We start from the raw sequence: 12,961 nt of genomic DNA, 5'->3' as shown, positions 1-12,961 counted from the left end.
ACAAAGTGTTTCAGGTTGTAACACCTCGCCCCCTAATTCCCTCGAAAACCCGCAGCATCTCCCTTCTCCAGCAAGGCTTTCCTGCGTGACGTGTAAAACGTCACTTGTTTCGTCATCCTGAGTAACTTGTCTAATCGGACGTGATCCCGAGTCACCGAATGAAATTGCATTCCAGTGACAACGCGCACCATGGCGGTGAGCCAATCCGGTTTTCACACCCTCGGCGTCGATGTGCTAAGTTCAGTCTTTGTGCGTGGCAACATAGTGCGCCATCGAGTCGTGCACCAATGTGGCGCGCGCTTGGGCGACCTAGGTCGCTTCGCAGTCCAACCGTTGACTCTCCGGCCGGACCGGCCGACCCGCATGGAAACCATCGAACGACTGGCACAGATTCTGGCGCGCGACCGCGTTATCGCGGTGGTGGGCTTGTCGCCGCGGCCCGACCGGCCGAGTTTCACTACGTCGCGCTATATGCAGCAGCACGGTTACCGCATCGTGCCGGTGAACCCGCAGGCAGCCGACAGCGGCGAGACCATTCTGGGCGAGCCCGTGTACGCCAGCCTCACCGAAGCCGCCGATGCGCTGCGTGCCGAGGGCCTGCGGATTCAGATGGTCGATTGTTTCCGGCGCAGCGCCGACATTCCGCCCATCGCCATTGAGGCCGTCGCGATTGGGGCGAACAGTTTATGGATGCAGTTGGGTATCGAGAACGACGATGCCGCCGCCGTGGCATTGGCGGCCGGGCTCGATGTCGTGATGGATCGCTGCGTCAAGATCGAACACCAGCGCTGGCAGATGCTCCGCGCCGGTCAGTCCTGAATTCCCGAGCGAGACCAGAAAGACCGCCAGACGCCACACGAGCGCCCATTACCGAACACTCGACCACTCCACACACTGTCCGCTGCCATGACCATCGATGCCGATTTGCTTGCCTACTACGACCTGATGGCGCGCAAGTACCCCGCGCCGCAGGGGTCTCCGAGTCCGCAGGAAGTCCGCGCCCGTTTCGCGACCGTCGCCACCGAGGCGTTGCGTCCGCTGCCCGCCGGCCTGAAAAGCGAGACCTTCGAGATTCCGCTGCCGGGTCGAAACTTGCGCGCGCGTCTGTACCGTCCGGTCGGACGCGAAGTGCCGCTGGTAGTGTTTTTCCACGGGGGCGGGTGGGTCGTCGGCGATGTCGACACGCATGGCACGATGGCCGCGTTTCTTGCGCAGGACGGTGACTTCGCGGTGTTGAGCATCGATTACCGTCTGGCACCCGAGCATGCGTTCCCGGCGCCGGTGGACGACGCACGTGAGGCACTGGCCTGGGCCGCCGAGCAGCGCGTGCGTCTGGGCGTCTCGCCGGATCGACTCGCCGTGGCGGGCGATAGCGCGGGCGGGCATCTTGCCGCGCAGGCAGCCGCGTGGTTCAACGACCAGCATCCGGGAGTAATCGGCGCGCAGTTGTTGGTCTACCCGGTGGTGCAACACCGCTTCGACACGCCGAGTTACGAGCGTCTGGCGAACGGCGTGGGTTTGACGCGCGACGAAATGCGCTGGTATTGGAAGCAGTTCCTGAACGGGACCGAACCGAAGGAAAACGACGTCCGGGTGAACCTGACGGCGGAAGCGCCGAAGCATCCGTTGCCGCACACGCTGGTCATTGCCGCCGAGTACGACCCGTTGCACGACGAAGCGGTGGAATATGCGCACTTCGCCGCACAGTCGGGCGGCCGTGCAGAGGTCATCGAAGCGGCAGGACTGACGCACAGCTTCGCGCGGCTACAGCCCTATGTGCCGCAAGCACGCTTGGTAATGCACGACGCAGCGCAACGTCTGCGCGATTGGCTCGGTTAATGAACTACGGCGTGAACCAAGGCGTGAACTACGGCGATGTAGGAGCCCATGCCCCTCACATCGCCGTTGTTTGTCCAGGCGCTAAACGCCTATGCGTCTAACCGCCTAAGCGCCTAAGCGCCTAAGCGCGAACGCAACTTACTTCAGCCACTTATCCACCACGGCCTGATACTCGCCGGTTTTCTGCGCGAGGTTAAGCCACTGGTCGACGTAGTTCTTGAAGACGTCGTCACCGCGCGGCAGCAGGTAAGCCTTCTCACCGAATTGCAGCGGCTTGTCGGGGTTCACCGGGCACAGCGTCGGGTGGAGCTTGTGCTGGAGCAGCGTTTCCGACGAATCGGTGACCATCACATCGGCTTTGCCATCGGCGATCTGTTGGAAGATCGTGACGTTGTCCGGGTAGATCGTGAGCGTCGCGTTCGGCATGAATTGACGGGCAAAGCGCTCGTTCGTGCCGCCGGGGTTTGCGATGGCGCGCGTGCTCGGCTTGTTCAGATCGGCGAGCGTCTGATACTTCGCCACATCGGCGCAGCGCACGATGGGCGACTTTCCGTCCACCATCACCACGCGGCTGTAATAGGCTCGGCGCGCGCGATCGAGCGTCACCGACACGCCGCCCACAACGATGTCGCATTTGCCTGCGGTGAAGTCGTCCATCAGCTTCGGCCAGCTGGTCGGCACGATTTCCGGCTTCACCCCCAGCGACTTTGCCAGCGAGGCGACCAGATCCACATCGATGCCTTCGAACTGCCCATCGGGGCGTTTATACGAGTAAGGCTTGTAGTCGCCGGTCGCGCAAGCGCGCAGCGTGCCCGACTTCACGATCTCGTCGAGCCGCGAAGGCGTGGTGGCGCCCGCCGACTGGGCTTGTACCGTGTTGGCGGCGAATGCCGTCAATGCCATGACGGCCAGCGAGGCGGCCGCGATCATGCCTTTCATACGTGTCTCCTGATTGTTGTCCTAGCGATCGATCCATCTGTTGCAGATCGTGGGCTTCGCGCGACCGGCATGCCAGCGCCGCAAAGCGTGCCGCCATAGTAAAGACAGCGCGCCTCGCCGCCAATGGGGGCATGCCCGCCGCGTCGGATTGGCCGCAACAAATGTGCCGCCCAGACTCACTTATGCGCGGCATAACGTCCGCCCATACGACCGCGCCCCGGATACCCGAGTAAAATGGCCGCTTGCCCAAATTTCAGATACCACCGCCTCGACGTGTCCCAAGCTCTGCAAAACGATACTTTCCTGCGCGCCCTGCTGCGCCAGCCGACCGAGTACACGCCGATCTGGCTCATGCGCCAGGCGGGCCGGTACCTGCCCGAATACAACGCCACCCGCGCCAAGGCCGGTAGCTTCCTGGCACTGGCCAAGAATCCTGCCTACGCCACCGAGGTCACGCTCCAGCCGCTCGATCGTTTCCCGCTCGACGCCGCCATCCTCTTCTCCGACATCCTGACCATCCCCGACGCGATGGGGCTGGGGCTGTCGTTCGAAGCCGGTGAAGGCCCGCGCTTCGCGCACCCGCTGCGTACCGAAGACGACGTGCGCCGCCTGCGCGCCCCCGATCTCGACAGCCTGCGCTACGTGTTCGACGCCGTGGCCGAGATTCGCCGCGCGCTGCAAGGCCGTGTGCCGCTCATTGGCTTCTCCGGCAGCCCGTGGACGCTGGCGTGCTACATGGTCGAAGGCTCCGGCTCGGCCGACTACCGCACGGTCAAGACGATGATGTACGAGCGTCCCGACCTGATGACGCACATCCTCGAGACCAACGCCAAGGCCGTGACCGCCTATCTGAACGCGCAGATCGAAGCGGGCGCACAGGCCGTGATGGTGTTCGACACGTGGGGTGGCGCGCTGGCCGACGGCCTCTATCAACGCTTCTCGCTCGCTTACATGCAAAAGGCCCTCGCCGGTGTGCATCGTGAGTGGGCGGGCGCGCGCATTCCGCATATCGTGTTCACCAAGGGCGGCGGCCAGTGGCTGGAAGCCATTGCCGACACCGGCCCCGACGCCATCGGCCTCGACTGGACCGTCGATCTGGCCGCAGCGCGCAAGCGCGTTGGCGATCGTTGTGCACTGCAAGGCAATTTCGACCCGACGGCGTTGTTTGCCTCGCCCGATGCCATCCGTGCGGAAGCCCGCCGCTTGCTCAACGCTTATGGCAATGCACCAGGCCACGTCTTCAACCTTGGGCACGGCATCTCGCAGTTCACGCCGCCCGAACACGTCGCGGCACTCGTCGACGAAGTCCATAGCCATAGCCGGAAGCTGCGCCAGCCGGTGTAATACGCAGTACCGCCACGTGGCGGCGCGGGTTCGCGGGGCATTTCGCTTCGCAAACCCGACCGCCGTTACACGTTGGCAAAGTCAAGGGAAAACGGGTCGAATAACCCCTCCAATTTGCGGAGTTGTCCCAAAGACTTATGCACAAATTCTCGCTGCGCCGCCGCAACTGTCTCGCACTTTGAAGCACCCTACGCCGTTGCTCATAAGCTATTGATCAAAAAGCCTTTTTGATTCGTGCACAGAAACGGCGCGGCGCGATGTGAGGCCCGCGCAGCGAGGCTGCCGGGAGATAATCCCCACAGTTCTCAACATAGTTATCCACAAGCGTTTCGGGGCTGCCGGAAAGCCGACTCAAATCCGGGGTTTACCGGAACTTCTCAGGATTCACTTTAAGTTTGACCCGCGCCGACGACCTCCCCGAACCGTCCCTCCTCCCGCCGGATACCACCGGCGAGGATGCCCCTGCGACCGCGCCACGCGGCACCGGGAGTGCGCCGTCGATCGCCCGCGTGGCACTCGACACACCGCTGCTGACGCTGTTCGACTACCGCCTCGATCAGGCGGCGAGCCTTGGGCAGTTGGTCCAGGTGCCGTTCGGACGGCGGCAGGTTGTGGGTATCGTCTGGGAATTGACGCAGCGCAGCGAAGTCGACCCGGCGAAGCTGCGCGAAGTGACGTCCGTCTGGCACGAATTGCCGCCGCTTGGGGATGATTGGCGCGACTTGATGCGTTTCGCGGCGCGGTATTACCAGCGCGGTATTGGCGAAGTGGCGCTGCCCGCCATTCCCGGCCATTTGCGCACACCGATGCGCTGGTCGCGATTGCTCGCCCAGCGTGGCGTGCAGCGGTATCGCATTGCCGACGGGGCGCTCGACACCTTGATGGAGAACGTCCCTGCCCGGTTGCGCGCACAGCGCCGATTGGCCGAAGGGCTCGCGCAAGCCGGGACGCTCGACGCTGACGAAGCCCGCGCACTCTGCGCCAAGGCCGCCGACGTGCTCAAACAATGGGCAGCGGCGGGTTGGGTCGTGGTCGAGACCGTGCCGTTTCATGAGGCGGTGCGTGAGGATGACGACGGCGACGAACTCGATGAAGGCCGCGTTGAATACGACAATGCGGGGCGTCGCGATGGCGATGCAGACAGCCCCGCCGCTTTCGACGAAACCACCGGCGCCCACAACAGCCGCACGGGTGATAAGACACTGACGACGGGTCAGGCCGACGCCGTCGCTGCCATTCACGACGCCTTGCTCGCGTCCGGCGCGCAGCCGCTGGATAACGCCAGCGCCGCCGACGCGGGCTCGGCCGCGACATCCGATACCCCTGACGCCCCCGCCTGCGCCCCCTTCCTGCTCTACGGCGTGACCGGCAGCGGCAAGACGGAGGTCTATCTACGCGCCGTCGCCGAGGCGCTGCGCGAGGGCGATGCGCAGGTGCTCGTCCTGGTGCCGGAAATCAACCTCACACCACAGCTCGAAGGCGTGTTCCGTTCGCGCTTCCCGCACGAGACGCTCGTCACGCTGCATAGCGGGCTGGCCGAAGGCGAGCGCGCGCGGCACTGGCTGGCGGCGCATCGCGGCGAAGCCCGCATTGTGTTGGGAACGCGGCTGGCGGTAATGGCATCGCTGCCACATCTGCGGTTGATCGTCGTCGACGAAGAGCACGACCCGTCATACAAGCAGCAAGAAGGCTTGCGCTACTCTGCCCGCGACCTCGCCATCTGGCGTGCTAACCGGCTGCGCATTCCCGTCGTACTCGGCTCGGCCACCCCGTCGCTAGATAGCTGGCGGCGCGCCGAACAAGGCCGTTACGTGCGGCTGTCGATGCCGGAGCGCGCCACGCCCGACGCGGTATTGCCGCGCGTGTCGCTCATCGACATGGATATCGAACGTAAGCGCCAGCGCACCGTGCATGAAGGGCTGTCGCAGACATTGCTCGCTGCGATCAAAGCACGCTTCGAAGCCGGTGAGCAAAGCTTGCTGTTCCTGAACCGTCGCGGTTACGCCCCGGTGCTCAACTGCGATGCCTGCGGCTGGGTCAGCGACTGCCGCCGATGCAGCGCGCACATGGTGCTGCACAAGCCTGAGCGCCGCCTGCGTTGCCACCACTGCGGCGCAGAGTCACGCATTCCGCATGCTTGCCCCGACTGCGGCAATCAGGATCTCGCGCCGTTGGGTCGCGGCACACAGCGTATTGAAGAGGCGCTCGCGGAGCACTTCCCCGATGCCCGCCTCGCCCGCATCGACGCCGACAGCACGCGCCGCAAGGGCAGCGCGCAGGCGTTGTTCGCACAGGTGCACTCGGGCGAAGTCGACATCTTGATCGGCACGCAGATGGTCGCGAAGGGGCACGACTTCCGAAACGTGACACTGGTGGGCGTGGTCAACGCCGACAGTGCCCTCTTCTCGCATGACTTCCGGGCGGCCGAGCGGCTGTTCGCGCAGTTGATGCAGGTGGCTGGTCGCGCCGGTCGCGCGGCACGTGCCGAAGGCCCCGGCGACGTGCTGATTCAAACCCGCTACGCGTCGCATCCGCTGTTCGGGTCGCTCATGCGGCACGACTACGCCGGATTTGCGGCACAGCAGTTGGAAGAGCGCCGCGTTGCGCTGCTGCCGCCTTATACGCATCAGGCGCTGTTGCGTGCCGAAGCGCGAAAGCTCGACGACGCCATGGCCTTCCTCAAACAGGCCCGCGAAATCGCCGCTGACCCGGATCTCAACGACCCGCGCATCTCGCTCTGGGACCCCGTGCCCATGACGATGGTGCGAATCGCAGGTACCGACCGCGCCCAACTCGTGGTGGAAAGCCCGCACCGCGGCGCGCTGCAACGATTCCTCGCGGGCTGGATGGCCGGGCTTCGCGCCCTCAAAGCGCCAGTGCGCTGGCACCTCGAAGTCGATCCTCTCGAAATATAAATCGGTATATAACGTTCCGAAAATTTGACATCATCGGAAGAATCTCCGACGATGCGGGCATGCTTCGCCCTGCGTCGTGTCCCCACACGCGGCGACTCGGCGGGCATCCGAAGGCACGCATCGCACCACCGCAGCGCGTCTGACAGCAACCGCTTCACCGCGCTGCCGCGTCACCCTGAAAGCACGATAAGAACGTCCTACAGGAGACTCTCCATGAAGTCGCACGACCGCAGCGCCGCCCCCACGGCCCTTGCCACTGCTTTGCCCGAATCGTCCGCACTCGACGTGTCCGCGTCGGGTGATCTATCCGAATCCACCATTGCCGCCACGTCGCGCCGCCGCTTTTTGCGACGAGCCGGGGCGTTGGGCGTGGGTGCCAGCCTCGCCGGACGCGCGCTCGACACGCTCGCCGCTGCCACCGCACCACAGACTGTGACATTGCCGTTTGCCAACGGTGAACGTGACTTGGTGGCGTATCCGCAGAAGCGCCCGCTGATTCGTCTTACGGCACGTCCGCCGCAGTTGGAAACGCCGTTCGAGGTGTTCAACGACGGCCTCATCACGCCGAACGACGCGTTCTTCGTGCGCTATCACTTGGCGGGCATCCCCACGGATGTCGATGCCAAGAAGCACCGCATCCGCGTGAGCGGCAGTGTGGCTAAGCCGCTGGAAATTTCACTGGAATCGCTCAAGAAGGATTTCGGTGCGCCAGTCGAATTAGTGGCCGTGCATCAGTGTTCAGGCAACAGCCGGGGCTTTTTCGAGCCACGCGTCGGCGGCGGACAGATCGCCAACGGGGCGATGGGCAATGCGCGCTGGAAAGGCATTCCGCTGAAGCGGATTCTGGAGAAAGCCGGCGTTGCGGCGAGCGCGAAGCAAGTGACGTTTGAAGGGCTCGATCGTCCGATCGTCCCGGCGACACCCGAGTTCGTGAAAGCACTCGACCTCGATCATGCGATGGATGGCGAAGTGATGATCGCGTTCGCGATGAACGGTCAAGACCTGCCGATGCTCAACGGCTATCCAGTGCGGCTGGTGGTGCCGGGGTACTACGGCACGTATTGGGTCAAGCATCTCGCCGATATCAAGGTGATCGATACCGTGTTCGACGGCTTCTGGATGGCCACGGCGTATCGCATTCCGGATAACGACTGCAATTGCGTGGCACCCGGCACAGCACCGCAGAAGACGAAGCCGATCGAGCGCTTCACGGTGCGCTCGTTCGTGACGAACCTGACTGACGGGCAGCACGTGGGCGTGGGTAAAGCGGTACGCGTGCGCGGCATTGCGTTCGATGGCGGCGAAGGCATTCGCGACGTGCAGTTCTCGAGCGATGGCGGGCAGACGTGGCAGGCGGCGAAGCTTGGCAACGAGTTGTCGAAGTATTCGTTCCGCGAGTGGACGGCGTCGTTCACGCCGTCGGCAGCGGGAGAGCATGTGTTGAAGGTGCGTGCGACGAATCGTGCGGGTGTGGCGCAGCCGCTGCAATCGCTGTGGAATCCGGCTGGGTATCTGCGCAACGGCGTAGAAACCGTGCGCGTGATCGCGGCTTGAGACGGGAGATGACAATGAAAACTTCGACTATTTTCCGTCGTGCGGGTGCAGCGCTCGCGATGAGCGCTGTGGGTGTGTTGGCCTCGCCTGCCGTCCATGCGTTGGAAATCAAACTGCCGCAAGAGACGGCGCAGTTGAAAGCCTCGACGCTGGCCGGTTATCAGGCGACGAGCGCATGGTGCGTGATGTGTCACTCGGTCGACTACATCAACAGCCAGCCACCGATGCCCGCCGCCTTCTGGAGCGCTGAAGTCACGAAGATGGTGAAGGTCTACGGTGCTCCCATTCCGGAAGATCAGGTGAAGCTGATTTCGGAGTATTTGGGGAAGACTTACGGGACGGATGGGGGGAAGTGACGCCTCGAGAGCATTGAGGGAGCGGGCGTTGGCGCCAGGGCTATCGAGCGAATTTCACACACTTGACGCCGGCACTCCGCTCCTTGAGGCGCAATTTCCACGCCCCAGTGGCCGCGTCGCGAAAGAAGTCCCTCATCTGGTTTCCCCATTTGCATCCGTACTTGGATTCGTCGGGCACCATCTCACAATGGTCCCAAGGCCCACCGGGTTCTGCGTCGATGTCGTATACGTATCCTGCATCGTCGTTCCAGTCCGAACATCGGAATTTCTCGAAAAATCCGATAGCGGCGACCGTCGGTTCTCTGGAGGCCGGAATCAGGCGACGGAGGTCAGCTTCTGTGGCGGGGTGCGCCGAATCAAACTTCCGAGTGCTAATCTGGTTTTTGTTAGCGCCACGGTAGACTAATTCGGCGTCTTTCCCTCTGGGCGTCAGGCAGGTGATCTTATAAATTCCACCACCGATGCTGCCATTGCTGTCTCCGGAAACTGGAATCTCATGCGTAACGGGATGATCACCTAACGGTCCCGAAACTCGACGCAGTTGAGGAGCAACCGCACAGAAGTTTTTTTTGACCTCCATCTGGCACGCGAATGCGTCCGTAATCTGCGTTAGCGTTGTCGAATTGCAGTCCGCCTTGAAATTCCGATGATCGTTAATGGTTATCGACGCGACGTCCCAGCTCGCAAGGCCGTTCACGATGTCCTCCCGAATTTCGTCCGGCACCTCAGTGGAGTCCTTCGGCAAACTGCCTAACTTCCACGTGCCACCTTGGCACGACATGACACGCCCCTTCTCATCAAGGCCGATACCTCGCTCGGAACAAGCCCCACCGACGTGACCGTCGAGGCGAATGACGCCGGATTTCGACCAGAGTTTGTCTCTCGCCCAAATGTCGCCGTAGGTCCAGAGATCGTTATTGACGGACATCGCCTCGCGCTGGGCTCCTGGTACGTTTCGACTTTGTATCGTTACGTTTTCATACGCGCCAGGTCTTTTTACGTTCAGCGCTTCCGCCGTTACAGCCTCGTTTGCCGTCACGTTGCGCCCTGCAATCACATCTCGACTTGCATCGACGTCAACTTCTGCGATGACGCTTCCGGTCATACGCTTGATCTTAAGATCGTCCTTGTCACCGGCTTTTCGCTCTGAAAACCCCGCGACGATGTTCTTTGACGCAGAAACCGACGACGCAATCATGTCTTCGCTGAATATCCTCCTTGCTCCGACGATGTCCTTGCCCGCATTCGGTCCGCCCATGTTCAGATCCCCCGTCATCGGACGTGACCCATCGCGTCGCAAGAACGCATCCTGAGCGCTCGTCTGATAACCGCCACGCATGGCGATTTGCCCAGCGAGCGCGCGTCCCGTCGGGTTACGAACGACATTGATCACGGTGCCGTTTCCGTCGAGAAACTGAAAAGTGCTGGGATCGTTTGCCTGAGCGATCCCTCCGAGCACACCGAGTTTGGACAATGCAGCGCCGGATGCCACCCAATCGGTATCTGATGAATAGGTGCTCTTGATGGGGGCTGTTAGATACGTCACGGAATTGATATCGCACGGATCATTCGCCGTTGCGCAATTGCCCGAGTACACGACGATTCGATACTGCGCGCCCGCCAATGGCGGCGACGTCCCGATGCCCTTCGCGCCCGTCTCCCGAATGAGATCGTCGACGGTGAGACTTTCAAGCGTCTTTGCCTGAAGCCGTGGATCGGTTCCACGTCTAAGCGTGATTGGAGTTACGGCGTTCGACAATTGCATGCTGTCGGCCCGGCCAACAAACAACGTCTTGATATCCCCGTGATGCTTAACCATGAAGTCCTGCACGTGATTCCCGAGGACTTTCAGCGCCTCCCCCACCCGCTCACCTTTCTCAATCCGCATCTGCTGCATCTGATGTTTGCCCCAGAACGCTATCAGCATGCCGACGACAGCGACCGCGATAGTGGCGCCGATCAGAAACACGCCCCGTTGTTTGCTCCGCATTGATGGTTGTCCCCTTCGCGAACAGATCAGGCGGTGGTCATTGCCACGTACCCGTCATCGCAGTCTCGTTGAAACCCGCCATTGTGGGAGCCAGCCAGCGCGTTGCGGTTGGGAAACACCCGGATTCCGAAGGGGACAAGAACGAACCCAGAAGTTGCCGACCGGAAGTCATAACTCGCCGAAATATCAGGCTCGATTCCGATTTTCCCTGCTGGATTGAGCAAGACAGATGCTCGGACTTTGCTATTTGGCGTCGACCTTTCGCATTGGCGCACCGCTGCCGCTCAATTCAGATATTTCCGCCACTTGAATCGGCCGCAGCCCACCAGAATTGCGGTTCGATTCGGCCACGCCCGATCGCACCCGACAGGCGAGAGAGAAATGCGAAGCAAGCAACACGGAATTTTTTTGATTGGTGCGACGATAGCCGTCGCCATCGTCGGCATGCTGCTGACGCTCTGGATGAACCAGACGATGCAGGAGATGCGGATTCAGCGGGCCGAGAACATCGGTGCTTCGCTCAATGTCATCGGCGAGGGTGTGCAGTCGTTCATCGTGAAGCATCACGGCGAGATCGGGAAGGCGCTCAATGGCACCGATCGGCAAACGCTGACCGAGACCGGAAGCCTGAGCGTCGCGGTACAAAACAACCCGGACGCGAGCTTCGGCAAGACATTGCGACTGCAAGTTGGGGCGTCCAGCATGCGAGAGCCGACAGCGTCCGACATCATCCGCATCATGAAACTGCCCGGCGTCGGCGATAAGCCCCCGTCGCTGGCAAACGCCAACTATGTCATTCGAATCTTCCGGCGCCATAACGAGCACGACATTCACGCGATCGTCTACATCGATCAGACCTTGCGGCGCACCTACGGCACCGGCACCGACTGGAACATGATCAGCACGGCAGTTCGTAAGATCGGCGTGCACGGCGGATTTTCCAAGTCGGAGAGTCCTGCGAAGTTCACCTTCCCGCTCACGCCGTCGAGCGACACCCAAACCCCGAACGACTTGCCCAACCCATCCCCTCAAGCAGGCCTTCTCGCCGTGCGTGCCGGTTATTTGCTTAGCCCGCTGAACAGCTTTCTACGCCGCGATGGCTCGCAGAAGATGCAAGCCAATCTCGACATGGGTGGCCACGATATTGTCGGCGTCAAAGAAATTGTCGGCGTCAGCGGTAACCGATTGACGCTCCGAGAAAATGTCGATGTCACCGGGACACTCTCGACACAAAACATCGACGCGAGAAGTCACATCGAAAACCAGTCCGGCAATATCGTCGCCAACGCGGGGAACATCGAGGCGCGGGGCAGCAGTGACGCGCAAGGCAACGTCATCGCTGGAAGAGACGTCACGGCGCGAGGGCAAGTCGTCACTGAGAGCCGCCTGATTGTTGGCAAAAATCCGGGAAACCAAACCCAACTCGATCAAAGCACCCTCACGCTAGGCGTGCCGATCTCACCTTGGGACGGCTGCCAACCCAATGGGCAAATCGGGCGAGATTCCAGCGGCATGTTCTATGTATGCCGAGTGGGCAGTTGGCAAACGCTCAAGGGCGATAAGGGCGACCGAGGCACCCAGGGAAATACCGGACCTCGAGGCCCTCGGGGGGAACAGGGCGACCGGGGTTACACCGGCCCTAGAGGCCAAGACGGCTGGAAGACGATGCCGCTGGTCACTCACTATCACTACGACACCGGCTGCGGCGGCTCCGACACCACCCCCGTTTCCGTGGGCCTTGAGTCGCATCACATGTGCACGCTGGCCACTGTCGATGTGTCCTGCGGTGCTCGATACAACTCCAAGGCGCAAATATTTCCACGAGGGCGCAACGTCAATCGCGACTTCAAAGAGGCGATTTCGCGAGGATCAAAGCGCGACTGGACCGCGTATACCTATGGCGTCAGGAAAATCGAGGCCATCTGCCTGGATTTCGACTAACTTTCTCACCCACCCCCAAGGTGCAACCCGAATATTGACACCGGTTGCACCCGCCTTGAAACCCGGTTACGATGCCGCCATTC

At 61.9% G+C, this 12,961-nt stretch carries 9 protein-coding genes; 7 read left to right on the top strand and 2 right to left on the bottom strand.

The annotated features are described in order from the left end of the window. Positions 1–363 precede the first annotated feature (363 nt). Positions 364–819, top strand: coding sequence for a CoA-binding protein (locus ACPWR9_RS06025; RefSeq protein WP_426296060.1), 456 nt, complete (start codon positions 364–366; stop codon positions 817–819). A gap of 87 nt (positions 820–906) precedes the next feature. Further along, positions 907–1,839: an alpha/beta hydrolase gene (locus ACPWR9_RS06020; protein ID WP_426296061.1), complete on the top strand. Its 933-nt coding sequence runs from the start codon at positions 907–909 to the stop codon at positions 1,837–1,839. Positions 1,840–1,977: 138 nt separating this feature from the next. On the opposite strand, the gene ACPWR9_RS06015 is transcribed toward ACPWR9_RS06020, so the two are convergent. Then, positions 1,978–2,769: a transporter substrate-binding domain-containing protein gene (locus ACPWR9_RS06015; protein ID WP_426296608.1), complete on the bottom strand. Its 792-nt coding sequence runs from the start codon at positions 2,767–2,769 to the stop codon at positions 1,978–1,980. Positions 2,770–3,051: 282 nt separating this feature from the next. On the opposite strand from ACPWR9_RS06015, the gene hemE reads away from it, so the two are divergent. The 4 genes from hemE to ACPWR9_RS05995 all read left to right on the top strand — a co-directional run bounded on the left by hemE (position 3,052) and on the right by ACPWR9_RS05995 (position 8,947). Next, positions 3,052–4,122, top strand: a complete 1,071-nt coding sequence (hemE, locus tag ACPWR9_RS06010) for a uroporphyrinogen decarboxylase (protein ID WP_426296062.1) — start codon at positions 3,052–3,054, stop codon at positions 4,120–4,122. Between the two features lie 395 nt (positions 4,123–4,517). Further along, entirely contained in the window at positions 4,518–7,037 is a 2,520-nt protein-coding gene (locus tag ACPWR9_RS06005; protein ID WP_426296063.1) for a primosomal protein N', read from the top strand. A gap of 213 nt (positions 7,038–7,250) precedes the next feature. Then, entirely contained in the window at positions 7,251–8,591 is a 1,341-nt protein-coding gene (locus ACPWR9_RS06000; RefSeq protein ID WP_426296064.1) for a molybdopterin-dependent oxidoreductase, read from the top strand. 14 nt (positions 8,592–8,605) lie between these two features. Beyond that, positions 8,606–8,947, top strand: coding sequence for a sulfite:cytochrome C oxidoreductase subunit B (locus tag ACPWR9_RS05995; protein WP_426296065.1), 342 nt, complete (start codon positions 8,606–8,608; stop codon positions 8,945–8,947). Positions 8,948–8,987: 40 nt separating this feature from the next. Here ACPWR9_RS05995 and ACPWR9_RS05990 read toward each other — a convergent pair whose 3' ends face one another. Next, positions 8,988–10,937 carry a hypothetical protein gene (locus ACPWR9_RS05990; protein WP_426296066.1) on the bottom strand — a complete coding sequence of 650 codons (1,950 nt, stop codon included), beginning with the start codon at positions 10,935–10,937 and terminating at the stop codon, positions 8,988–8,990. A gap of 381 nt (positions 10,938–11,318) precedes the next feature. Between ACPWR9_RS05990 and ACPWR9_RS05985 the strand changes: the two genes are divergently transcribed. Further along, positions 11,319–12,878 (top strand): hypothetical protein, encoded by a 1,560-nt coding sequence (locus ACPWR9_RS05985; protein ID WP_426296067.1) that lies wholly within the window; start codon positions 11,319–11,321, stop codon positions 12,876–12,878. Positions 12,879–12,961 lie beyond the last annotated feature (83 nt).

This window comes from Pandoraea pneumonica (genome assembly GCF_049918595.1).
GTDB lineage: Bacteria > Pseudomonadota > Gammaproteobacteria > Burkholderiales > Burkholderiaceae > Pandoraea > Pandoraea pneumonica_A.
Note: the sequence above shows the minus strand (reverse complement) of the source record. Positions and strands in the feature narration are given on the sequence as shown.